The sequence below is a fragment of the Asaia siamensis genome (assembly GCF_014635085.1).
Classification (GTDB): domain Bacteria; phylum Pseudomonadota; class Alphaproteobacteria; order Acetobacterales; family Acetobacteraceae; genus Asaia; species Asaia siamensis.
The window spans coordinates 26,187-49,680 of record NZ_BMCH01000010.1; the positions used below are offsets into that span (position 1 = coordinate 26,187).

At 60.4% G+C, this 23,494-nt stretch carries 22 protein-coding genes; 13 read left to right on the forward strand and 9 right to left on the reverse strand.

From position 1 onward, the window contains the following. Positions 1-86: 86 nt before the first annotated feature. Positions 87-566, reverse strand: coding sequence for a hypothetical protein (locus IEV53_RS14340; protein WP_188427519.1), 480 nt, complete (start codon positions 564-566; stop codon positions 87-89). A gap of 162 nt (positions 567-728) precedes the next feature. Between IEV53_RS14340 and IEV53_RS14345 the strand changes: the two genes are divergently transcribed. Then, entirely contained in the window at positions 729-953 is a 225-nt protein-coding gene (locus tag IEV53_RS14345) for a DUF3126 family protein (RefSeq protein WP_188427520.1), read from the forward strand. Between the two features lie 214 nt (positions 954-1,167). Continuing rightward, positions 1,168-2,316, forward strand: a complete 1,149-nt coding sequence (locus IEV53_RS14350; protein WP_188427521.1) for a glycosyltransferase family 2 protein — start codon at positions 1,168-1,170, stop codon at positions 2,314-2,316. Positions 2,317-2,344: 28 nt separating this feature from the next. Here the strand turns inward: IEV53_RS14350 and IEV53_RS14355 are convergent, their stop codons facing one another. Beyond that, a complete protein-coding gene (locus IEV53_RS14355) occupies positions 2,345-2,920 on the reverse strand; it encodes a DUF2939 domain-containing protein (RefSeq protein WP_188427522.1) in 576 nt (191 codons plus the stop codon). 210 nt (positions 2,921-3,130) lie between these two features. Here IEV53_RS14355 and IEV53_RS14360 point away from each other — a divergent pair, with 210 nt between their 5' ends. The 4 genes from IEV53_RS14360 to pyk are packed head-to-tail and all read left to right on the forward strand — an operon-like array spanning position 3,131 to position 6,796. Then, complete coding sequence (locus tag IEV53_RS14360; RefSeq protein ID WP_188427523.1) at positions 3,131-3,907, forward strand: HesA/MoeB/ThiF family protein; 777 nt, start codon at positions 3,131-3,133, stop codon at positions 3,905-3,907. A 2-nt stretch (positions 3,908-3,909) separates the two neighbouring features. Continuing rightward, positions 3,910-4,284: a hypothetical protein gene (locus IEV53_RS14365; protein ID WP_188427524.1), complete on the forward strand. Its 375-nt coding sequence runs from the start codon at positions 3,910-3,912 to the stop codon at positions 4,282-4,284. Between the two features lie 49 nt (positions 4,285-4,333). After that, the gene (locus IEV53_RS14370) at positions 4,334-5,281 is read left to right on the forward strand and encodes an SH3 domain-containing protein (RefSeq protein WP_188427525.1); all 948 of its coding nucleotides are present in this window, start codon (positions 4,334-4,336) and stop codon (positions 5,279-5,281) included. Positions 5,282-5,323: 42 nt separating this feature from the next. Beyond that, positions 5,324-6,796, forward strand: coding sequence for a pyruvate kinase (gene pyk, locus IEV53_RS14375; protein ID WP_188427526.1), 1,473 nt, complete (start codon positions 5,324-5,326; stop codon positions 6,794-6,796). Between the two features lie 167 nt (positions 6,797-6,963). Here pyk and IEV53_RS14380 read toward each other — a convergent pair whose 3' ends face one another. After that, positions 6,964-7,845 carry a prephenate dehydrogenase/arogenate dehydrogenase family protein gene (locus tag IEV53_RS14380; protein ID WP_188427556.1) on the reverse strand — a complete coding sequence of 294 codons (882 nt, stop codon included), beginning with the start codon at positions 7,843-7,845 and terminating at the stop codon, positions 6,964-6,966. 2 nt (positions 7,846-7,847) lie between these two features. Next, a complete protein-coding gene (locus tag IEV53_RS14385) occupies positions 7,848-8,906 on the reverse strand; it encodes a lysylphosphatidylglycerol synthase domain-containing protein (RefSeq protein WP_229719922.1) in 1,059 nt (352 codons plus the stop codon). Between the two features lie 255 nt (positions 8,907-9,161). On the opposite strand from IEV53_RS14385, the gene hpnA reads away from it, so the two are divergent. The 3 genes from hpnA to hpnC are packed head-to-tail and all read left to right on the forward strand — an operon-like array spanning position 9,162 to position 12,189. Continuing rightward, positions 9,162-10,163: a hopanoid-associated sugar epimerase gene (hpnA, locus tag IEV53_RS14390; protein ID WP_188427527.1), complete on the forward strand. Its 1,002-nt coding sequence runs from the start codon at positions 9,162-9,164 to the stop codon at positions 10,161-10,163. Further along, positions 10,160-11,314: a glycosyltransferase gene (locus IEV53_RS14395; RefSeq protein ID WP_188427528.1), complete on the forward strand. Its 1,155-nt coding sequence runs from the start codon at positions 10,160-10,162 to the stop codon at positions 11,312-11,314. Before hpnA ends, IEV53_RS14395 begins: the two co-directional genes overlap by 4 nt. After that, positions 11,314-12,189 (forward strand): squalene synthase HpnC, encoded by an 876-nt coding sequence (hpnC, locus tag IEV53_RS14400; protein ID WP_188427529.1) that lies wholly within the window; start codon positions 11,314-11,316, stop codon positions 12,187-12,189. Before IEV53_RS14395 ends, hpnC begins: the two co-directional genes overlap by 1 nt. Positions 12,190-12,326: 137 nt before the next feature. Here the strand turns inward: hpnC and IEV53_RS14405 are convergent, their stop codons facing one another. Then, a complete protein-coding gene (locus IEV53_RS14405) occupies positions 12,327-13,508 on the reverse strand; it encodes a pyridoxal phosphate-dependent aminotransferase (protein ID WP_188427530.1) in 1,182 nt (393 codons plus the stop codon). A 92-nt stretch (positions 13,509-13,600) separates the two neighbouring features. Continuing rightward, entirely contained in the window at positions 13,601-14,056 is a 456-nt protein-coding gene (locus IEV53_RS14410) for a cupin domain-containing protein (protein WP_188427531.1), read from the reverse strand. Positions 14,057-14,193: 137 nt separating this feature from the next. On the opposite strand from IEV53_RS14410, the gene hpnD reads away from it, so the two are divergent. The 4 genes from hpnD to IEV53_RS14430 are packed head-to-tail and all read left to right on the forward strand — an operon-like array spanning position 14,194 to position 19,004. Further along, complete coding sequence (hpnD, locus tag IEV53_RS14415) at positions 14,194-15,063, forward strand: presqualene diphosphate synthase HpnD (protein ID WP_229719923.1); 870 nt, start codon at positions 14,194-14,196, stop codon at positions 15,061-15,063. 3 nt (positions 15,064-15,066) lie between these two features. After that, positions 15,067-16,353 (forward strand): hydroxysqualene dehydroxylase HpnE, encoded by a 1,287-nt coding sequence (gene hpnE, locus IEV53_RS14420; protein WP_188427532.1) that lies wholly within the window; start codon positions 15,067-15,069, stop codon positions 16,351-16,353. 37 nt (positions 16,354-16,390) lie between these two features. Beyond that, positions 16,391-18,373: a squalene--hopene cyclase gene (gene shc / locus IEV53_RS14425; RefSeq protein ID WP_188427533.1), complete on the forward strand. Its 1,983-nt coding sequence runs from the start codon at positions 16,391-16,393 to the stop codon at positions 18,371-18,373. Between the two features lies 1 nt (position 18,374). Beyond that, positions 18,375-19,004, forward strand: coding sequence for a nucleoside phosphorylase-I family protein (locus tag IEV53_RS14430; protein ID WP_188427534.1), 630 nt, complete (start codon positions 18,375-18,377; stop codon positions 19,002-19,004). Positions 19,005-19,459: 455 nt separating this feature from the next. Here the strand turns inward: IEV53_RS14430 and IEV53_RS14435 are convergent, their stop codons facing one another. The 3 genes from IEV53_RS14435 to IEV53_RS14445 form a co-directional block, all read right to left on the reverse strand. Continuing rightward, entirely contained in the window at positions 19,460-20,638 is a 1,179-nt protein-coding gene (locus tag IEV53_RS14435; RefSeq protein WP_229719924.1) for a M20 aminoacylase family protein, read from the reverse strand. Between the two features lie 135 nt (positions 20,639-20,773). Then, positions 20,774-22,132, reverse strand: a complete 1,359-nt coding sequence (locus tag IEV53_RS14440; RefSeq protein ID WP_188427536.1) for an NCS2 family permease — start codon at positions 22,130-22,132, stop codon at positions 20,774-20,776. 96 nt (positions 22,133-22,228) lie between these two features. Further along, positions 22,229-23,470: an alkaline phosphatase family protein gene (locus IEV53_RS14445; protein ID WP_188427537.1), complete on the reverse strand. Its 1,242-nt coding sequence runs from the start codon at positions 23,468-23,470 to the stop codon at positions 22,229-22,231. Between the last annotated feature and the right edge of the window lie 24 nt (positions 23,471-23,494).

Genomic DNA, 23,494 nt, shown 5'->3' on the forward strand with positions numbered 1-23,494 from the left:
CACAGATTCGTGATTTCGAATTTATGACAAAAACAGCCCGAAACTGAAGAAGTTCTCTGTGCCTTTTCTAAAAGATCGTTTCAATCTCAGGAATGTAACCGTAACGCCCTGAGACAATCCTCGCGTTGCAGGGCATAGACGATGTCATGTGTCGCCAGCAGGGCGGGCTGAAGCTGGTGCTTCCAGCGGGCTTCGCCTGCGCCGCAGATAGCCCGGCCCGAATAGGGGCTGTGGGAAACGGGGGAGAGGGCTGCAAGCCCCGCAAGCGTGTCTTTCTGCAGACGCTCCCTCAGCGCCTGCTGCATGGAAGCTTTTTCATATTTGGGCGTGTAATCGAGCAGCGCACGCAGCGTCGCCGAACTCAGTGCCGGGTCATTGGTCGCAACATCGCTGACGACACGCGACCAGTTATGATCCAGCGTCAGTCGCCAAGCGACAGCACGCGGACCATCGCTCGAGATCTGACGCGACAGGGCGGCACTGAAATGCGACGGGGCCGCCCCCGCGAAGGCGATTTCCATCGGTGCCACTACGAGAGCAGCAAGGGCCAGCAGAAAGCGAAGCATGATTCTCCCACAGGCAATCTTTCTGAAGCTCGAAGGCTGCGAAGGAATCATGGCAGCAGAATGGCCGATTTTTTGCGAAAAGTGCAGGCATCCTAAAGGAGGTTTCGCAGGGAGGCAGGATGCTCTACAGATCGCTCCAGCTTTCAAAATCCAGGAGTGATCATGGCCACTATCCCTGCTTCAGAGCTGACCCGTCTGCAAACGACGCTGCGTCGCCTGCTCGGCTCACCCAAGCTGACCGTCAACCCGCCGGCACGCGCCGGTCACACGGTTGAACTGGCTGTCAATGACGAGGTCATTGGTACGGTTCATCGCGATGATGACGAGGGCGAGGTCTCCTACGCCATCCACATCACGGTGCTTGAAGAAGATCTTCCCCCGGCCTGATGACCGTTGCTGAAGGGGCGCTTTCTGTACCAGCCGTTGCAGGCCGATGCAGCAGATGCCCGTTTCGGCCTGTCTGAACTGCGAGCTTTCCCCGTCACCCCACGCCTGGATGGGGCTGGCAGGGAACAGCCTGAGGCGCCGTCATGGCAATCGTGACTTCCGGCGCTGTAAAAAGCGCCGGATTGCGGTCGGCGTGAACAGGGAGAACGCCTTAATGAGCAAGGCCCCAGACGCGAAAACCGGCACAAAGGCTGTTTCTGCCAGAAAATCGTCAGGCAGAGCGGCCCCGGCGAAGGCCCCGACCCGACCTGCAACAGCAGAAGATCGCAAAACCGTTGCGGTAATCATCCCGTTCTATAATGGCGCCCGCTACGTAGAGCGCGCCATACGCAGCGTTCTGGCCCAGACAGTGAAGGCCGACGAGTTTCTTATCGTCGATGACGGGTCTTCTGAAGAAGAATCTTCCCGCTTGCAGGCCATTGCTGCGCGCTATGATGTGAGCGTGCATCATAAGGAAAACGGCGGACAAGGGAGCGCCCGTAATCTTGGCGTGTCTCTGACGCAAGCAGCCTTTATCTGTTTTCTCGATCAGGATGACTTCTTTCTCAAGAACCATATCGAGCTGCTTCTGGGGCATATTCCCAAGAACGACCCGCATTTCGGCTGGGCTTATGGCGACTTGATGGAGGCGGACGGAGACGGCTATATCATCGCCACCTCGATTGTTACCCGACACAGCAAACACCCGAAATACTCGATCGAGGATCTGATCGAGCGCGATATGCATATCCTGCCTTCAGCGTCGATCATTGGCCGCGAGGCGTTTGAAGCGGTCGGAGGGTTCGATCAGCAATTCATGGGTTATGAGGATGACGATCTCTTCCTCAGGCTGTTTCGTGCCGGCTTCACGAGTTACTTTTTTCCGCAGGCCGTTACGGTCTGGTGCATCAACAAGAACAGCACGTCCTACAGCATTCGCATGAGTCGCAGCCGGATGTTGTACATCCACAAATTATGCAGACTTTTTGCCTCAGATCCCGAGCGGCGTGCGATCTATGTGCGCGACCTTCTTTTTCCCCGGTTCAGCAATCTGATTGCGGGAGAGGCCTTCAAGTCGATCTATTTTGCGCGTTACGAGCATGAGATCAGAATGGCGCAGCATCGCGATGAACTGATCGGCATGTTTGATGAGTTCGTGGGCGTCATGTTCAGCCATACGCGTCTGCGCATTGAGGATCGTGTACGTTTGCGCCTGCTCCAGCTTTGCCTGCACTCGAAGTCACGCAATGTGCTGGTACTGCCTTACACTATTGCCAGAGTGATGCACCGGTTTGGTCTGGGGTCCACGCGCCGCAAGCTCTGAGGAGGCAGCGCATTTGACCGCAGGGAAATCAGATGGCTTTCGGAATATCGAAGCCGGTGATTTTCCAGCGCCATTGTTCGAACTTCATGTGCACGATCGTCGGTCTCTGGCCGGGCGCGGTCACCAGACCGGCTTCAAAGCGCAAGGGCGAGACAAAATGGGCCGATAGGCGGGCGTAAAGCTGTCTCAGACTAGAAACAGGAGCCGCTCGGGGGGTGTCGACCATCTGCGACGCCATGGTCATCAGCAATTCCGGTGTCAGCCGCGTATCAATGGCGTGAGAGACGGCATTGCTGGCAAAGGACGAGCCGAAATCCGGGAGGTCGTCTGCTGCTGGCGGCGGCCCGATCAAAGCGTCAATCGCTTCGGCCTTTAGATTGGTGCTTAGCGCGCTCCAGTCGATATGCTGTGAGAGAGTGATTGTGTCGTGGCTGCGCAGCGCCGAGGAGAGAGACCAGAGCGCGAGATAGGGGGAGAGAGCGTAGATGCAGGCCAGCGCGACAAAAAGGGCCCCCATGATATGGGGCATACGCTTGAATGAGGGCCACGTCAGGCGCTCCGAGAACGCTGCAACTTCGTAGGGGACTCCGGCGGGGTCTCTCATGGCGTTTCTCTTAATACTGGCAAAAGGGACATGAACGCACGACCACCGTGCGTCTTAATCGATCAAGCCGGCAACAAGCGTCGTTCCGGATGGCAGAAGCCTCTGTTTTCTTCGACGAACGGTACTATGTTATGGGAGTGGACAGGCTTTTGTCATCTAAATCCCGAGAGCCAACGAAGTTTTCTCTGAGAGTCGGATTTCCTTTGCATCATGTCGCCCGATTTGCCTGATCTGACCTTCACCGATGATGCCCTGAGCCGTTATTCGCGGCATATTCTGCTGCCGGAAATAGGGGCGCTGGGGCAGGCACGTCTTCGCGACTCGTCTGTTCTGATCATTGGGGCTGGTGGGCTCGGCAGCCCGGTCGGGCTTTATCTCGCCGCTGCGGGTGTCGGGCGGATCGGTATTGTTGATGACGATCATGTCGAGCTGAGCAATCTGCAGCGTCAGATCCTGTTTGAAACCGGCGATGTCGGTCAGGGCAAGGCCGATCGCGCCGTCTCGCGTCTTTCTGCGCTCAACCCGGAAATCGAGATTGTACCCCACCCTGAGCGGGTGACTGAAGAGAACCTGCCGGATCTCGTCAGGGCCTATGACCTTGTCTGTGACGGCAGTGATAATTTCCCGACACGCTATGCTGTGGCCGATTGCTGCTGGGCATTGGGAAAGACACTCGTCTCCGGGGCTGTGCAGCGTTTCGACGGAACACTTTCGACCTTTGTGCCCGGTCGGGGTCGCCCCTGCTATCGCTGTTTGATGCCGGATGCAGAACAGAGTGAGGCTTTGAGCTGCGGCCAGGCAGGAATCTTCGGTGCCGTCACCGGGGTTATCGGCTCGCTGATGGCGATTGAGGCGCTGAAGGAGCTGCTTTCCCTCGGGCAGGGGCTGAGTGGCCGTGTCTTGGTCTGGAGCGCACTCAATGCGTCGTTTCGGAGCTTCGATCTGCCGCCGGACCCTGAATGCGCCTGTTGCGGAGGGGAGCGCTGACGATGCGCGTGATGGGAATCATTCTGGCCGATCGCTCTTTCGAACGGGCTCATCACGCGTTTGTGCTCGCTGCGGGAGCGCTGGCTCTCGGGCGCGATGTCGTCCTGTTTGCCGGGGGCTTGAGCGTCGAGGCGCTGCGCCAGGACTGGTCTGCACTGGAGGGTGTGGCGCTCGATACACGGTTCCAGGAGAGGGGGATCGCAGGGTTCGAAACCCTGCGATCCGCCGTTTTCGAGCTTGGCGGCGAGGTTCTGGCCTGCGAGGCCGGGATGAAGGCTGCCGGTCTGACTGTTGAGGATCTCTGTGCCGGGACGCGTATCTGTGGTGTGACAAGCTTTCTGGAGCGCACAGCTGACGCTCAGATTTTGAGCCTGTAGCGCGGTCGCCCTCTTGCCCGAAGCGCCACAACTTGGCACCCATGCACCCATGAAGACATTCCGCATCGTCTACGGCATCGGGCTGACGATTCTGCTGCCGTTCGGCGCGCTGGCAGAAGCGGCGCCACAGACGACAAAATACCCTGCACATCACCATAAACATGCAACCTCTTCTGCCGCTTCGGCCAAGGCTGCGGCGGCTGAGACAGGCGCCCATCACAAGAAGGCGGCCGGCAGGAAGCATAAATCTGCCCATGCCAGCGAAGGGACACGCGTCGCGAAGTCTCACGCCACTGGCAAGCATCATGCCCGTGCCGCTGTCGCAGCAGCAGGTGTTGCGGCTGGTGCGGCTGCGGTTGCAGCGCAGCCTGTGCCGCCTTCTGCCGATGATGCCGCCGCAGCGGCTGCCGCACCCGACGCGCCCCCGCAGGACAAGGGGACCAATACAGGCCTGCCGCTGCCCCGCTTTGCCGCGATGCGTGCAGACAAGGTCTTTATGCGCAAGGGGCCGGGACAGCGCTATCCGATCGAGTGGGTCTATCACCGCCGCGGGCTGCCTGTTGAGGTGGAGCGCGAGTTCGACGTCTGGCGTCTGATTGAAGACTCGGATGGCATGAAAGGCTGGGTGCATCAGGCAACGCTGGTCGGCCAGCGTACCTTCGTCATTCCCGGTCAGCCGCCTGAGGGTCATGCTGCGGCTGTGGGCGAGGCCTCGGCCAAATCGGGCGATGTGATCGGCAAGGCCGATGCGCGTGTGCTGGGCTATGTGCCTGGCGAAAGCGAGGCGCGCCAGCGTCAGGGCGATACGCTGCTTTACAGCCAGTCTGATGAAAACAGTGCCATCGTCGCCGTCCTGCAGCCGGGAACCGTGGGGACGCTCAAGCTGTGCCCTCAGGGTTCGACATGGTGCAAGGTGGTGGTCAAGGGGTATACGGGATGGCTTCCCAGACGTGTGTTCTGGGGGCTGTTGCCAGGAGAGACGCTTCAGCCTAGCTGAGGCTATGATATGCAACGTGCAGCAATTGGATCGGAGATCAGTATGACATCCTCACCTCAGGCAGCTTCGGCTCAGGGCACGGGAGTGAAGAAAGAGGCCGAACAGCGCCGCACGAAGATCGTTGCGACCCTCGGCCCGGCCTCCTCCACGCATGAGATGATCCGCACACTGGCTCTGGCCGGCGCTGACGTGTTCCGTCTGAACTTCTCGCATGGTTCGCATGAAGACCATGCCAAGCGTCATGCCACCATTCGCGACGTCGAGGCCGAGCTTGGTCGCCCGCTCGCCATTCTGGCTGACATGCAGGGTCCGAAGCTGCGCGTTGGCACGTTTGCCGATGGCAAAGTGGAGCTGATTGAAGGCGCCCGTTTCCGCCTTGATCTGGACCGCACGCCCGGCGACGCCCGCCGCGCCTGTCTGCCGCATCCCGAAATCATGCGTGCTGCCGAGCCCGGCAGCCGCCTGCTGCTTGATGATGGCAAGATGCGTCTGCGTGTCGTGTCCTGCGACGAGACGCATATGGAAACCGAAGTCGAGGTCGGTGGCTGGCTGTCCGAGCGCAAGGGCGTGAACGTGCCTGACGTCGTGCTGCCCATTCCGGCCCTGACCGAGAAGGACCACAAGGATTTTGCCTTCGCTCTCGATCTCGGTGTCGAGTACGTGGCGCTTTCCTTCGTGCAGCGTCCTGAAGACGTGCAGGAAGCCAAGGACATCGCCAAGGGCCGCGCCTGGATCATGACCAAGCTCGAGAAGCCGCAGGCCATGGAGCGTCTGAGCGACATCATCGCGCTGTCTGACGCTGTGATGGTGGCTCGTGGCGATCTGGGTGTCGAGCTTCCGGCTGAGGAAGTGCCGATCGAGCAGAAGCGTGCGATCCGCGAAGCCCGCTTCCAGGGCAAGCCGGTGATCGTTGCCACGCAGATGCTGGAAAGCATGATCACCTCGCCGACACCGACGCGTGCAGAAGTGTCTGACGTCTCCAATGCCGTGTTTGATGGTACGGACGCTGTGATGCTCTCTGCCGAGAGCGCAGCAGGCAAGTACCCGCGCGAAGCTGTGGAAGTCATGGCTCGCGTGACGCGTCGCGTCGAGAACGATCTCGAATGGCGCATGCAGGAAGAGGCCCTTCGTCCTGATAGCGATGGCACGACCGGTGGCGCCATTGCAGAAGCTGCATGGCATGTTGCGCAGTCCGTCTCGGCAGCGGTCATCGTGGTCTATACGCAGAGCGGCCGTGGTGCGCTGCAGATTGCCCGTGAGCGTGCCGATTGCCCGGTTCTGGCCCTGACGCCGGATGATGAAACCGCGCGTCGCCTGAACATGGTCTGGGGCGTCCGCGCCATGTCGGTCGGTCAGGAAACGCCGGTCTATGGTGTTGAAGGCGTGGTCGATCAGGCTGTCGGTCTGGCCGTGTCGGAAGGCTATGCCGAAAAGGGCGACAAGCTGGTTCTGCTCGTTGGTCTGCCTTTCGGCCAGCAGGGTTCGACCAACACCCTGCGCGTCGTCACCATCTGAACGTGTTTCCGGCGGGGTACAGCCCCGCCAGTGAGCCCTCGGTAGAGGGTTTCCAAAGGGCGACGGCCCTTTGGCGGGGAATGGGGCAACGCCCCATGGCTGGGGCGGAGTAACTCTCCGCCTCTCGCAAAGGCGCGAACCCCTCCCTCTTCAGCCTTGCTGAGAAATCAGGCCTGCCGGTTTTCGATCAGGCTGCGACGGATGCGCCGGCCACGCGAGATCGTCTCGACAATGGTTTTCTCGTCGCCCTTGCGTATGGCCTCTGCCATGGCGGCGGCATCCTGACTGAAACGATCAAGTACGCTCAGCAGGGCATCGCTGTTGTTCAGGAAGATGTCGCGCCACATGGTCGGGTCAGAAGCCGCAATGCGGGTGAAATCCCGAAAACCCGAGGCGGCGAAATCAAGCACTTCGGCGCGCATGTCTTCCGCAAGCGTATCGGCGGTACCGCAGATGGTGAAGGCAATCAGATGCGGCAGATGGCTTACCATGGCGCAGATCGTGTCGTGATGATCTGTATCCATGATGCGAATGCGCGCCCCCATGGCGCGCCAGAAATCCGCGATGCGGTCTATGGCCTCCTGGGGGGCATCCCCTGACGGGGTGAGCAGGCACCAGCGATCTTCGAAAAGCGTCGCAAAGCCGGCATCTGGGCCTGAATGCTCCGTGCCCGCCATGGGGTGGGCCGGTACATAGGCGATATCATCGCGCAGATGAGGGGTGAGAGCCTCGACAACGCTGCGGCGCGTCGAGCCCACATCGGTCAGAATGGCGCCCGGCTTCATATGAGGTAGGATGCCGGCAGCCACAGAAGCAATAGCCCCTACGGGAACGCAAAGCATGACGCAGTCGGCGTTTTCGACCGCTTTTTGCATATCGTCGGTAACGATATCGCCCAGATCGAGCTCGCGTATCCGTTCGAGAACAGCGGGGTCGCGGTCAGCCACGACGAGCCTGTCGACCAGACCGAGGTGGGCGCGCAGGCGCCGCAGGACGGAAGAGCCGATCAACCCCGGCCCTATGACGCAGAGCGTACCGAAAAGAGGCATCGTCATGATGCTTCGCTCCCGGTGGCGTTGTCGCTGTAATCGAGGGTTTCGCTGGCCTTGGCTTCATGCTTGCTGGCACGCAGACGGCGCATTTCGGAAATCTGCCAAAGCGCCATGACAGGAATACCGATCGCGATATCCCGCCCGCGGCGCAGAAGGGAGAGGCCAAGAGAGATTTCGGCTTCGATACCGAAGAAATAGCCGAGAGCGACATAAGCCGCCTCCTGCACGCCGAGCGCGGCAGGCACGAGGAACGAGGCCGACATGATGCCGCACACGACACCTTCGATGGCGACTGCGCCGATATAGCCAATATGGGCGCCGAGCAGTTCCAGCGACAGCCAGGTAACGCCAGCGCCACCAAGCCAGCACAACAGATGCATCATGGCGCCGCTTGCGATGCGAGCCGGGCGGGCCCAGAGCAGGTCGAGCTGCCCCTGAAAACTGTCCATATTGTCGATCAGCGTCGTGCGCCAGCCTTCGGCAATATGACGCCCAAGGAAGCGTGCGGCATGATGAATGGCCACGCCGCCGCGCTGCTGGGTCCAGATGAAGCCTGCAATGCCGAGGGCCAGCAGGGCCATCCCTCCCAGAACGGGCCAGGTGAATTTATTGGCGCCGGTATGGGAGAAAAGGCATGCCAGAGCGATGACGACAAAGACGATCTGGCCCAGCACCTCGGTCGTGATGTCGACAATATTGGTCGCAACGGCAGCAGGCCATTGCAACGGGCCGAGCTTGCGGCTGAGGGTGGGCATGCTGCAGGTGGCGCGAATGCCGATCACCATGCCGCCGAGCTGGGAAAAGGGCAGGCAGTTTCCTGCGGCGTCACGCACAGCGCGTGAGGCGATGGTTCTGAAAAGTCCGACTTCTGGACAGGCGAGATACCAGGACGTTCCGAGCCCGACATCGACCAGCGCCTGACCGGCAACCATGGCCAAAAATCCGCCGACTCCGATACGCTGCATGGCGGTGAAAACATGACCGATGCCGAGCCAGGCCATGATCCCTGTCAGCAGAGCGAGGCCGAGCAGGGAGAGGATGAAGGTCAGGGTTTTCAAGGCCAGTCTTGTCCGAACGACGCAGGGTTGCGAGGGCCCTCATATGGCCAGGGAAAAGGGCAGATGAGGTTTCTGCGGCATTTTCTAGAATATGTCGCGCTGTCGAGTGTTCGCGGCTGTCTACACCAGACAGTCTGCTTTCGCTACTCCAAGGCGGAACATGACGAAAAAGCCATCACCCGCAGGTTGCTTGTCCTTCCGTGAACGGTATGGTGCGATATCAATTTGCAATAAACGTGAGCATCAAGGCCTATCATGAGCGAATACACGCTGATTACCGGGGCAACCGGTTTTGTTGGCTCGGCAGTCGCGCGTATTCTCAAGCAACGGGGTCACAGGATCAGGCTGCTGGTGCGCGCAGGGGCTGATCTGTCAAATCTCGAAGGACTGGACGCCGATCTGGTGATCGGTGATCTCACCGCGCCTGAGAGTTTCGGTCCGGCTCTCGCCGGGTGTCGCTATCTTTTTCATGTGGCCGCCGATTATCGCCTCTGGGTGCCGGACCCCGCTGTCATGATGAGGGCCAATGTCGAGGGCACGCGTCGGTTGATGATGGCTGCGCTCGATGCTGGTGTGGAGCGTATTGTCTATTGCTCGTCTGTTGCCGCCCTCGGCCTGACCAAGGATGCGACACCGGCGAATGAACTTACCCCTGTCACCGAACACGACGTGATCGGGGTCTATAAACTTTCGAAATACCGGGCCGAGCAGGAAGTGCTCAAGCTGGTGCGCGAGCGTGGCCTGCCTGCGGTGATCGTCAATCCGTCCACACCGGTAGGCCCGCGTGATATCAAGCCTACCCCGACAGGTCAGATGATTGTCGATGTCGCCTCTGGCAACATGCCTGCCTATGTCGATAGCGGGCTCAACATCGTGCATGTCGATGACGTGGCCGAGGGTCATGCCCTGGCACTGGAAAAAGGCGTGATTGGCGAGAAATACATTCTCGGTGGCGAAAACTACATGCTTGGCGATTTCTTCTCGCTGATCAGCGAGGTTGCCTGCGTCAAGCCGCCGCGTATCCGTCTCAGGCAGTCCTGGCTGCAGCCTGTTGCCATCGTTTCGGAATGGCTGGCGCGCGGTTTTGGCATCGAGCCGCGCGTGACGCGCGAGACACTCGCCATGTCGAAGAAAAAGATGTTCTTCACCTCTCTCAAGGCCCAGGAGCAACTCGGTTATGCGCCGCGTCCGGCGCGCGAGGCTGTGGCAGACGCGATAACCTGGTTTCGCGAACATGGGCGGATCTCTACGAAATGATCAGAAATCTGATGGCCGTCTCTGCGCTGGCGGCTTGGGGCAAGCTGCTTTTTGCCCATGGCCGTTTCTGGCGTACAGGCACCAGGCTGACCCCGGTTAATACGGTATCGGCCAGTGTGTGGCCGGATGTCGCTGTCGTCGTGCCCGCCAGAGATGAAGCCGAGTCGATTCAGCCATGTCTCGCGACGCTGCTGCAGCAGGATTACAAGGGCAGGCTGAGTGTCATTGTGGTCGATGATGGCAGCACGGATGGTACGGGCGATCTGGCCCGTCAGGTGCCCGACCCGCATGGTCGCCTGACCGTTGTGACCGGGCGCGAGCGACCGGAAGGCTGGAGCGGCAAGCTCTGGGCGGTGCATCAGGGTGAGATGGTCGCGCGCGAAAAGGTGGATGCAGACGGATTCATTCTGCTGACCGACGCCGATATCCTGCACTCGGCCCTGCATCTCGAAACGCTGGTCGAAAAGGCGCAGCGCGACGGGCTCGATATGGTCTCGGAAATGGTGGTGCTGAACTGTGAAAGCGCCGCCGAACGCCTTCTGGTGCCTGCTTTCGTCTATTTCTTCGCGATGCTCTATCCGTTCGAGAAGGTCAATGATCCGGCTTCCGAAGTGGCTGGTGCAGCAGGCGGTACGATTCTGGTGCGTCGTGCGATGCTCGAACGTATCGGCGGCGTCGAGACAGTACGCGGGGCGTTGATCGATGACTGCTCTCTGGCGTCTGACATCAAGCGGGCTGGGGGCAAGCTCTATCTTGGCCATAGCACGCTCGCCTGGTCGATCCGCCCCTATCGCGGTGCGGGCGATATCTGGCGCATGATCGCGCGCACGGCCTATGTGCAGCTGCGTTATTCGCCGGTCATCCTGCTCTGCACGATAATCGGCATGGGGCTGGTCTGGTTGGCACCTGTCTATTTTGCGCTGTTCGGTCGCGGGCGGGTGCGCGTCATGGGGGGCGCCTCGCTGTTTCTGGCTATCGTCTCCTTTTTGCCAACACTCTCACGGTTCAAGCTTTCGCCCTTGCGTGCGCTTGCCCTGCCGGTTGTGGCGGCGTTCTATATGGCGGCAACCATCGGGTCTGCGGTCGATCATCATCGCGGACGCGGCGTTCAGTGGAAAAGCCGCTTTTACACCGAGGAGACCCACGCCTGATGAACGCCATCAGCAAGACCATCGACCCGGTCTGGGGCGAGTCTGACGTCACCTCGCCCAAGGGCGCAGGCGACGAGAATTTCCCGGTCGGGTCTCTTCTGTTCGCGAGAGCGAACCGGGCGCATGTCACGGCCTATTACAATTTTGCCCGTGTCATCGACGATATGGTCGACAACGCCACGCTTTCTGCCGACGCCAAGATTGCAAGGCTGAAAGGCATGGAGGAGGTCATTCGCGGCGAGCGCGAGGCGCCCCATCGTGCCGATGCGCAGACAGCCGCGATCCTGCGCCGCCATTTGCTTCAGACTGGCGTGCCGCTCGAGACTGCGACCGATCTGATTACAGCGTTCGTCCAGGATGCGGTGAAGAACCGTTATGGCAACTGGGACGAGTTGCTGGGCTATTGCCGCTTTTCGGCCAATCCGGTCGGCCGTTTCCTGCTGTTACTGCATGGCGAAAAAGTCGAGACGCTTCCGCTTTCCGACGCGCTTTGCAGTGCGTTGCAAGTGCTCAACCACCTGCAGGATGTGACGGGCGATCTGAAGACTCTCAACCGTTCCTATCTGCCGCAGGATATGCTCGATGCTGAGGGCGCCAAGGTAGAAGACGTGCTTCTGGCGCGCAGCAAGCCCGGGCTACGGCGCGTGTTCGATCATCTGCTCGACGAGGTCGATCATCTGAACCGTGAGGCTTCTGCCCTGCCGGGTCTGGTGCGCGATCGGCGTATGCGTGCCTATTGTGCGGTCGTGGTGGCGCTTTCGCAGCGTCTTGCCACAAGGCTGCGTCGTGAAGATCCTGTGGCGGGCCGGGTCAAGCTCGGTCGTGCTGACGGAGTGCTTGCTTTTGCCAAAGGCGCACGGGCACTCATTGGTTGAAAAAAGGACCGATCCAGCCTCGCGAAAGGTGGTCGGTCCGTTTCTTCTTCCTCAAGGCCATGCTGGGCGTTGAGGGGAAAAACCGCGAAGGGAGCTGCCTCCCTTTGCGAATGCGGGGCCAGCGCCCCGCCTGATGTTCAGGCCACAATCTGGTCGAGGGCGGCGCAGAAGCCTTCCATTTCCTTTATCGAGCCAACGCTCACGCGCGACATGGTCGGCCAGATATCCCAGTTGCGGCCGATTTCGACCTTTTTGGCGGCGAAGGCCGTCTTCATCTGGGCCGCAGGCTTTTTCCAGTCCACGAGGAACATATTGGCCTGACTGCCGGGCACGATGCGGATATTGCGCTTGGCAAGGTGATCGAAGGTCATGCTGCGTGCGGCGATCATCTCGTCGCGTCGTGCCTTGATGGCATCGGCCTGGGTCAGGCTGACAGCACCCGCGGCGAGCGCCACGATGTTGAGCATGGAGATCATGTTCGGGCCGTCATAGCGCATCATGCGCTTGTGCAGGTCCGGCCGGGCGAAGGAGAGGCCGAGACGCAGGCCAGCCATGGCGAACATCTTCGAGAACGTGCGCAGAACGATGACGTCCTTACCCTGCTTGACCAGCGAGATCGCGCTGGGTGCGCCCGAGAAGTGGATATAGGCTTCGTCAACGATGATGACCGAGCCGGCAGGCTTGTTGTCGGCCAGCCAGGCGATATCTTCCAGCGGTGTGACGGTGCCGGTCGGGTTGTTCGGGCTGCAGATGTAATAGGCGCCTGCATTCGGGTCGGCCTTGAGCATGGCGCGCACGTCGGTAGCATAGCCGTTATGGGCCGAGAGCGGCACGCGCGTCAGCTTGATCTTCATCCAGTCGGCCGTGCGCCAGGCGGCTTCATAGGTCGGGTTGGCCGTTACCAGACCGCGTTCGGGCGAACAAAAGGTCACGACCGAACGGCAGAGCGGGTCGCTGGAGCCGGGCCAGGGCAGGATGTGCTCTTCGGAAATGCCCTCGACTGACGAGGCGGTACGCAGCAGGGTCGAGCGCAGGTGGTCGGGCTCGTAGCGGTTGCCATAGGGCACCTGAGCCTGGCCTGCCGTGACGGCAGACGGGAAAGGGCCGGTCCAGCATTCGTTGCTGCCGATACGGATCATGTCGGGATGGCCCACAAACGGGTCATCACCGGGTGCCTTGATGGCGGCAAAAGCCGAGGAGCTGAACTGGGTCAGGGCGGCGCTCATGCCGAGCAGGCTCGTCAGGCGGCCAAAATGGCGGCGTGAATATCCACGTTCCAGAAGATCTTCTTTGGCTTCCTGGGTGAGTGGCGCGGTCATGAGCTTATCTCCGATGGGTCAGATGACAGCAAGGAGACGGTCATTCGTTTCGAATGTCAAATCATTTTCCACACGAAATTTCGTGCTTTTTATCAGTATTCTTTCTTTTCACCCTTGAGCGGGATTGAAGTTGGAAGATTATTGCCGCCAGCATAGGTCAGAAGCAAGACTGTTGCCGTATCGCCTGAAACGCCACGATGGGCGTCATCCATGCTCTCGGCAAAGGCCTCGCCCTGATGGAAGGTGTGACTCGCCCCGCTGACCTTGTCTTCAATCGTTAGCTGGCCTTCCAGCACATAGCCGACATTGGGAATGGGATGCGTGTGCCAGGGCAGGGCCGTATGGGGCGGGATGGTCAGTTTGATCATCATGAGTGTGGGCTGACCTGAGGGATAATGCGTATAGGCCTTGCCGTTCCATGAATGGTCGGCCTTGAGCAGGTGATCGGCATGGGCGGTGGCCGTCTGCTGCGCATGAGCCTGGCCAGTGAGACCTGCACCCAGCCCCAGGGCGAGCGTGCCAAGAGCGAGAGAGTGTGAGAATCGCATGATGTGTTTTCCTTGTTGCGGAGGGGCCCCCTCAGGGGAGCGAACAGGGTCAAAACGCCCGTGGCGCGGGCCGGATTTTGCTGTTTGATTTTTTGCAGGTAAAAGGCGCAGCTCTTGGATGATACAGGGATGAAGCGGTGAGCGGGTTTCGACAGGAAGCGGTGCTGGGCTGTGCCTCGGCCGATCTTGAGCATGTTCATGCCATTGTAACCCGCGCTGGCACGTCGTTCGCCAAAGGAATGAAGATTCTCCCGCCGGAAAAACGCTACGGTATGTTTGCCGTCTATGCGTTCTGCCGCGAGGTGGATGACATTGCCGACGGGGATGTTCAGGTTCCGGATCGTCTCGAGGCGCTCAAGGACTGGCACAAGCGGATCGACCGCCTTTACGAGGGTGAGACCCAGGACGGGCTCGATCGGGTGCTGGTTGCCACCATCGTCCGTTTTGGTCTGCGCAAGGAAGATTTTGCCGCCGTGATCGACGGCATGGCGATGGATGCGGCAGGCCCGATTGTGGCCCCCGACGAAGCGACGCTCGACCTCTATTGCGACCGCGTGGCCTCGGCGGTGGGGCGACTTTCGGTACGCGTCTTCGGCGATTCCTCTCCTGAGGCCGATCGGGTGGCGCATCACCTCGGGCGTGCGCTGCAGCTTACCAATATCCTGCGTGATGTGCAGGAGGATGCTGACAGGGGGCGTCTCTACCTGCCGCGCGAATTGCTGGTGCGGTACGATGTGCCGCTCGACCCGCAGGAGGCGCTTTATGCGCTGGGGCTCGACCCGATGGCCCGTATCCTAGCAAAGCGCGCAGCCGATCATTTTCGTGAAGCACGTCGTGCCATGAAACGCTGCGACTCCGTGGCCATGCGTCCGGCGCGTATCATGGCGGCGTCGTATCATCCGATCCTGACGGCGCTGCTGCGTCGCGGCTGGCGTCACCCGGACGTGCCGGTGAAGATCAGCAAGGCCGCCCGCATCCTGCGTTCCCTTCTCGCCTATTATCGCTGATCCATGACCCATGTTCATATCATAGGCGGCGGTCTGGCCGGTCTTTCCGCTGCGGTCGATGTCATAGGGCGGGCGCGTGTCTCGGTTTATGAAGCAGGCCCTGCCTGTGGCGGGCGGGCGCGTTCCTATTACGACAAGGCGCTCGATGCGCGTATCGATAACGGCAACCATCTGCTGCTCTCGGCCAACAAGGCGAGCTTTCGCTATCTTGGCCTGATCGGTGCCGAAAAGACCCTGATAGGTCCGGGGGCGCCGCTATTCCCGTGGTTCGATCTTTCGACCAACACGGGCTGGACGCTTCAGCTGTCGAAAGGGCGCGTACCGTTCTGGGCGTTTTCCAGACGCCGCCGTGTGCCGGGTATGAAACTCGGAGAGCTGGCGATGCTGGGGCGCCTGTTGAAGGCGGGGCCGGATCAGACGGTCAGTGCGTTTCTGGGCGAGGGCATGCTGACCCGCAGATTGCTGGAGCCGTTTGCGATTTCGGCGCTCAATACGCCACTCGAGACGGCAAGTGCTGCGCTTCTGGCAGCCATCATGCGAGAGACCCTGGCTCTTGGCGGCACGGCCTGCTGCCCCTGGTATCCAGCTGAAGGCCTGTCGGAGAGCTTTGTCGATCCGGCGATTGCCCATCTCACGCGGCTTCAGGGCGAAGTGCATTGCGGCACCCGTATTGCCGGGCTCGATGTGCAGGATGGACGTGTTGTCGGACTGAAAAGCGGCAGCGAGACCATTGCGATCGGGCCGGAAGACAAGGTGGTGTTTGCAGCCCCTTCGCCTGTGGCGCGCACGCTGCTCGAACCGCATTTGCCCGATTTCACGGCGCCGGATGCCTATGAGAGCATCATCAATGTTCATTACCGCCTGCCGGGGCCTGTCACGGCGCGTGGCATGCTGGCCAAGGTCGGGTTCGTAGGGCTTGTCGGGGGTGTTGCGGAGTGGATCTATCTCAAAGGAGAGATTCTTTCCGTGACTGTAAGCGCGGCAAATCGTTATGCTGCGCGGGATAATGACGAGCTGATTGCGACAATCTGGTCGGAAATCCGCCAGGCTGTCGGGCCGGTTCTTGTCGAGACCTTGCCTGAGGCTGTGCCGCCTGTGCGTCTGGTGTGTGAAAAGCGGGCGACTTTTGCCGCCACGCCAGCGCAGGATCGGCTGCGGCCTCAGGCAAAAACGGGGCTGGCCAATCTGGCACTTGCCGGAGACTGGACCCAGACGGGTTTTCCCTCGACCATTGAGGGAGCAATACGCTCGGGCTCGGAGGCCATCAGGGCTCTGGGTCTGTCACATTGATATCGAGACTGTATTTTAGAAAGGACAAGGGCGGGCAATGTTGATCTATTCCGACGTTCTGGAGCGCCATGAGACCGGAATTCCGGCCGAGGCGGATATTGGCCAGGTGCGTCAGGCTATCGATTCCGCCCATGCCGCGCTTGCCAACAGGCAGAATGACGATGGCCACTGGGTGTTCGAGCTCGAAGCCGACGCCACCATTCCGGCCGAATATGTCCTGCTTGAGCACTACCTAGACCGGATTGATGAGGAAAAGCAGGCGCGTATCGGCGTCTATCTGCGTCGTATCCAGGGCGCGCATGGCGGCTGGCCGCTTTACCATGATGGCGGTTTCGATCTTTCCGCTTCGGTAAAGGCGTATTTCGCGCTCAAGGCGATCGGTGATGATATCGACGCGCCGCATATGAAGCGCGCACGTGAAGCCATTCTTGATCGTGGCGGTGCGGCACGGACAAATGTCTTTACGCGCATCCAGATGGCCCTGTTCGGCGAGGTGCCCTGGCGTGCCACGCCGGTCATGCCGGTCGAACTGATGCTCGTGCCCAAGGCAGCCGTGTTCTCCATGTGGAACATGTCCTACTGGTCGCGCTGTGTGGTGGCACCGATGCTGGTGCTGCGTACCCTCGAGCCACGTGCCATCAATCCGCGCAACATCCATATCCAGGAATTGTTCGTCACCCCGCCGGAAGAGGTGAAGGACTGGATTCGCGGGCCTTATCGCTCTGTCTGGGGGCGGGTGTTCAAGCAGGTCGATACGATGCTTCGGCCGATCGAGCATCGTTTCCCACCAGCCTTGCGCAAGAAGGCCATCAAGGCGGCAATCGACTTTATCGAGCCGCGTCTGGGCGAAGGCGGGCTCGGTGCCATTTATCCGGCCATGGCCAATGTCGTGATGATGTATCGCGAACTCGGCGTGCCCGATAACGACCCCCGCGTCGAACTGGCCTGGAAGGGTATTCAGGAACTGCTCGTCGAGAAGGAAGACGAGACCTATTGCCAGCCATGCGTCTCGCCTGTGTGGGATACGGGGCTTTCGGGTATCGCCATGGCGGAGGCCGCCTCCGGCCCGGATGCCACACGTCCGAAAGAGACGCGCGAGCGCCTGCAACGCAGCATGGAATGGCTGCGCCAGCGCCAGATCCTGAACGTCAAGGGCGACTGGGCCATCAACTGCCCCGATGTGCGGCCAGGTGGCTGGGCTTTCCAGTATGAAAACGACTATTACCCCGACGTGGATGACACGGCGGTGGTCGGCATGCTGCTCAATCGTGAAGATCCGGAGGGCAATCGCGAGGCAATCGCCCGCGCCCGCGAATGGATCGTCGGGATGCAGAGCACCAATGGCGGTTGGGGCGCCTTCGATATCGACAATGATCTCGATGCGCTGAATCATATTCCTTTCGCCGATCATGGGGCGCTGCTCGATCCGCCGACGGCGGATGTCTCGGCGCGCTGCGTCTCTTTCCTGTGCGAACTGGGCTTCCCTGAAGACCGTCCCGTCATCGAACGGGGTCTTGACTATCTTCGTCGCGAGCAGGAGGCAGAGGGCTGCTGGTTCGGGCGCTGGGGCACGAATTACATCTATGGCACCTGGTCGGCGCTTTGTGCCTTCAATATTGCAGGTGTACCGCACGACGATCCGGCTGTGCTGCGGGCAGTGGCCTGGTTGGAAAGCACGCAGCGTGAAGATGGCGGCTGGGGCGAGGATTGTGCCTCTTATGAAGGGGCAACGCCTGGCGAATACGATATGAGCCTGCCGACCCAGACGGCCTGGGCGGTTCTGGGTCTGATGGCTGTCGGGCATCGCGAGAGCAAGGCGGTCAAGCGTGGCATTTCCTATCTCGTCTCGCAGCAGGACGAGAAAGGCGAATGGCAGGAGAAGCCTTACAACGCCGTTGGTTTCCCGAAGGTCTTCTATCTGCGCTATCACGGTTACAAGCAGTTCTTCCCGCTCATGGCGTTGTCGCGCTTCCGCAATCTGGGACTGAGCAATTCTGGCCGGGTCGAGCACGGTTTCTGATATGCTTGGCGTTCTCGTCGGGCTGAAGGCCGAGGCGCGCCTGATACGGGCGCGTCGCCCCGATGCGATGGTGGCTATCAGCGGCGCCAGTGCTGCCGGGGCGCAAGCAGCCATTGCGCGTCTGCTGGAAGCCGGGGCAACCCGTCTTCTGTCTTTCGGCTGCGCCGCCGGGCTGGCGCCCGATCTGATGCCGGGTGCCCTCGTAATTCCACAATGGGTGCTGGTGAACGGCTCGCGCATCAAGACCGATGCGGTGCTCTCGCGTGAATTCGGCGTGGGGGAGCCGGGTGTCCTGCATGGCGGCATTCTGCATAGCGACGGGCTTGTCGCGACAGCTGCCGACAAGGCTGCCCTTCATGCCCAGACCGGCTGTCTGGCCGTCGATATGGAAAGCGGGTTTGTGGCCAATACTGGTCTGCCCTTTGCAGTCCTGCGTGTTGTCTGTGACGATTCAAAGCGCGATCTGCCCCCCGCAGCGCGCGATGTCCTAGCAGAGGGGCGGATCTCGCCCTTCAAGCTGATACGCAGCCTCGTGCGTCAGCCGGGTCAGATAGGCGATCTGATGGCGCTTGGCCGTGACGCCAAGACAGCACGCGACGAGATGGCCCGGTTTCTGGGTCGTTCAGCCTGAACCATATTTACCGGTAAGCACGTACTGAGGAAGCGGTCGGATCTGCTCGATGGCGTCTGAATCGGCTGTTTCGACGCATGGCATTCATTACCATTTGTCCAGGACAAGGGGTGGCATGTTACGCAAAGTGAAATTTTCGGAAAACTTCGTAATGAAGGTGTGATACCGGGGAAGTTTTGCATCACGCTCCCGGTATCACAGTTATTATGGACGATAATACTGTGTTTAAAAATAGGCAGAGACTGCCTGTTAAAAAATATAATATGTTTTTCCTTCTTTGATTTACTCGCAATCCCGACCGGTCAGGCTGCCTGAACATGGCAACGCAGGGGCGAAGCCCGACCGTGCGGCATGTGTCTGAAGCGCGGACCGCCTTCGCCTGTCTTCCGGTCATTCTGACGGCTACGCCAATACGGGGCTATAGCCGTCAGAGGCCCTGTGGGTGTCAGGCTGGCTCAGCGTGAAGGGGCGAGATATTTCTCTACCAGCCCGACGAAAAGCGCCGCACCGGGGATGATGTTGGCGTCATTGAAGTCGAAGCCGCCATTATGCAGCGGCGTGCCATTGCACCCTTCCGTACCATTGCCGACAAACCAGTAGCAGCCATTGGGATGAGCCTGCAGCATGAAGGCGAAATCCTCGCTGCCCATGAAGGCAGGGCTGTCATGGCAATGATCGGCGCCGACGATTTCGGCGGCGGTCTCGCGGGCGAAATCGATCGCCTTGTTGTCATTGACCAGAACCGGGCTGCCATTCTCATGCTCGATCGTGGCCTGGCATTCGAAGGTGAGCGCCGTATTCGTGGCGATGTCGCTGATCCGGCTCAATACGAGTTTGCGCACCTCATCGGTCATGGTGCGGACGGTCAGAAGTAGTTCGCCCTCAGCCGGAATGACATTGGCCGCGCGCCCGACATTGAGGGCGCCGATTGTCACGACAGCCGGGGCGAAAGGGTCGACATTACGCGAGACGATGCTCTGCAGCGCCATGACGAGCTGGGCACAGGCCAGAACCGGGTCCCTGGCTTTCTGGGGCATGGCACCATGGCCGCCCTTGCCTTTGATTGTGATCTTGACCGTGTCAGAGGACGCCATGGCGGCGTCCTTGTGGAAATAGAAATTGCCGCTCGGGAAGCCGGGCATGTTGTGCTGCGCAAAAATGAGATCGCAGGGATATTTGTCGAACAGGCCGTCATCGATCATGCGGCTACCGCCACAGAGCAGTTCTTCTGCAGGCTGGAAAATGAGGTGGAGTGTCCCGTCGAAAGGGCGTTTTTCGGCAAGATATTTCGCTGCGCAGAGCAGCATCGTGGTGTGTCCGTCATGGCCACACATATGCGAAACGCCTTCCTGGGCGCTTTTCCAGGGGAGGCCGGTCGTTTCCACAATTGGCAGCGCGTCCATTTCGGCGCGCAGGCCGATGATTTTCTTGCTGCTGCCTTTGCTCAGCGTGGCGACAAGCCCCGTGCCGCCGATGCCGCGCTCGATGGTGTAGCCCCATTCTGTCAGCTTCGACGCAACGATATCGCTGGTGCGTTTTTCAGTGAAGCCGAGTTCGGGATGCGTATGCAGATCGTGGCGAAGCGCGATGAACTCGTCCTTGAGCGGGGCGAGTTCGTTCAGAAGGGATGACACGGGTGCAAGCCTCATTGCTGTTGATGAAGGGCTCCAGGCCGGGAGCCCTTACTTGCCTGTGTCAACGACCCTGCGTCGCTGTCGTTACCGCGACCGCTCTTCACAACATGACGAGCAGGTTCTCGCAGGGGAGGGTCAGCCCTGCCCGAGCCCGGTCTGGCTGATCAGGAAAAGATAGAACAGGAACACGGCGTCCAGCCCCAGCACCATCGGCGTGAGCCGGACGAACTGGCGCGTGACCAGCAGCATCAGCGAATAGAAGAGCAGACCGAGCGCGAGGCTGATCATGAAATTACCGGTTAGCACGGCGATCAGCAGCATGAATGCCGGGGTGAGAAGCGCCTCCTGCGAGCCATTGGCGGCCTGACCCAGAGCCGAGAGCATGGAAAGTCCGACGAGAATGAGCACGGGCGCCGTGGCTTCCGGGGGGATCATCACGATAAGCGGCCATAGAACGGAAGATGCGGCAAAGAGCAGGGCGACAATGAGCGCCGTAAGCCCCGTCCTACCCCCGGCTTCCACGCCGACAAGGCTTTCGACATAGGCCGAGACGGTGCTGGTGCCGAGCGCCGAGCCGATGATGCTGGCCGAGCCATCGGCAGCGAAGGCAGCGCGACCGAGAAGGGTGGTGCCGTCAGGCTTTGTGAGCCGTGCCCGGTTGGCGACACTGTACATCGTGCCGGTGGCGTCAAAGAAATCGCTGATCAGGAAATAGAGCGTGATCGGCAGCAGCAATTCGAGATGTGAGAAGAAATCGCCGAAATTGAACGGAAACAGCAGATGGGTCGGGTAGTGCGGCCATTCCACGACATGCTGCGGCAGGCTTGCCACGGCATGGCCGTCCTTGTGGACGAAGAGGCTGACCAGTGTGACGGCCAGAATGGCAATCAGCATCCCTGCCGGAACGCGCAGGACAATGAAAACTCCGGCAAGAAACAGACCGAACAGGGTGAGCAGGGCAGAAGGATCGCTCAGGCTGCCGAAATGGAAACCATCAGGCGCAGCCACGGCCAGATTGCCCGTCACCATGCCGAGGCGGGCGATGAAAATGCCGATGGCAATCTGAATGCCCAGCACAATGGGCTCGGGAAAGGCCTGGATGATCTTGTGCCGCAATTTCGTGACAGAAAGGGCGGTAAACGCGATGCCGCCGATCAGAACGATGGTGAAGGCCGTACGCACATCGACATGCATCTGATTGACGACGATCTGGGCAAAGATCGCATTGCTGCTCATGGCCGGAGCCAGGGCAATAGGCATGTTGGCAAACAGCGCCATGAGCAACGTGCCACAGACAGCCGCTGCAATGGTCGTCATGATCATGTCATGCGACGCAAGCCCCGCCTTGCTCATGATGGCCGGGTTGACCGCCATGATGTAGGCCATCGCGCCGAAAGTCGTGAGACCTGCCAGAATTTCACGCTGAACGGTCGAGCCTCTCTGTCCGATCTTGAAACGGCGATCCAGCCAGGAGGAAAGAGGAGAAGAGGTCACGTTTGGCGGGCTCCGGGCAGGAAAGAGACGTGGCGTCGTTCTAGGTGGGGAGGGCCCGTGCCGACAAGGGTCTTGAGCCCCTGATCGCCGACTGACTCACTGTATGGCGCGATACGTGTCGCGCAGGCCACCCTGAAGCGGGGTGAGCGAGCCATCATTGTTTTCGGGCAGCAGACCGAGCAGCATCATGAGCAGCGGGTAGACATCGACGTTATCGATGGCTGGCAGGGTCTTGTGCGGCGAAAAGGCGGGGCCGGACGCGATGAATGTGGCCATCATGTCAGGGGCGGCCATGTCATAGCCGTGCCCTCCGGCAGAAACATGCTCGTGCGGCTCGCGCGTGAGGGTCCAGCCGGTTTCAGCGAGGCAGAGCCATGCCGGAACGCGCGGGTTACTGCCGTAATGCAGCCTTTCGGGAATATGTGCTTTTGGCCAGCAGGTGACGTGGTCATGAGGGATGGAGAGCGCATGGGCGAGTTCGCGCTCATGACCCGGCACGGGGTTGATTCCGGCATAGGGACCTGACGTCACGATCTCCATGGCATGGGCCGGGGCCAGACTGGTCAGGGGAATGACTCGTTGAGGGCTGAGGGCTGCCATGCCGTGATCGGAAACGATCAGGATATTGGCAGCCACATGGCGCTGGGCGAGGCCTCTGATCAGACCGGCCAGTGCTGTATCGACCTGCTTTGCCGCTGCGCGGGTTTCAGGCGCGAAGGGGCCGTATTTATGGCCTGCATGGTCCACCCCGTCGAAATAGAGCAGCGAGAGTGCAGGGCGCTTGTCGACCGGACGGTCGAACCAGGACAGCACGGTATCAACCCGCTGGGTCGGGGTGCGTGAGGCATCGAAATGATACCAGATATCAGGGCGCGTATTCAGGATGGGCACGTCCGAGCCGGGCCAGAACATCACGGCAGTCATGAGCCCATGAACCTGGGCTGTGACCCAGGCCGGTGTGCCATTATCCCACCAGCGCGGGTCGTCGAGCCCCGTCTTCTTGCCGACACTGAAGATTTCGCCCGGAATATCAGGATCGATCATGGTGTTGCCGATGACACCATGATGGTCGGGGCGCAATCCGGTGACCAGCGTATAGTGATTGGGAAAGGTGATGGACGGAAAGGATGGGCGCATCGGGGCGAAAACCCCCTGATCGGCCAGCGCATCGAGTGTAGGGGTGTCGCCCTGACGCAACGTGTCGGGCCTGAAGCCATCTATCGACACCATGATGACGGGGGGCAGGCCTGAAGCTGTTTCAGCTTTCGGGGCCACAGGGCCGGTTTCACAACCGGTCAGACACAGGGACAGGATCAGGATAAAAGGGAAGCGCGCCATCCTTTCAGACTGGCAGGATGGCGC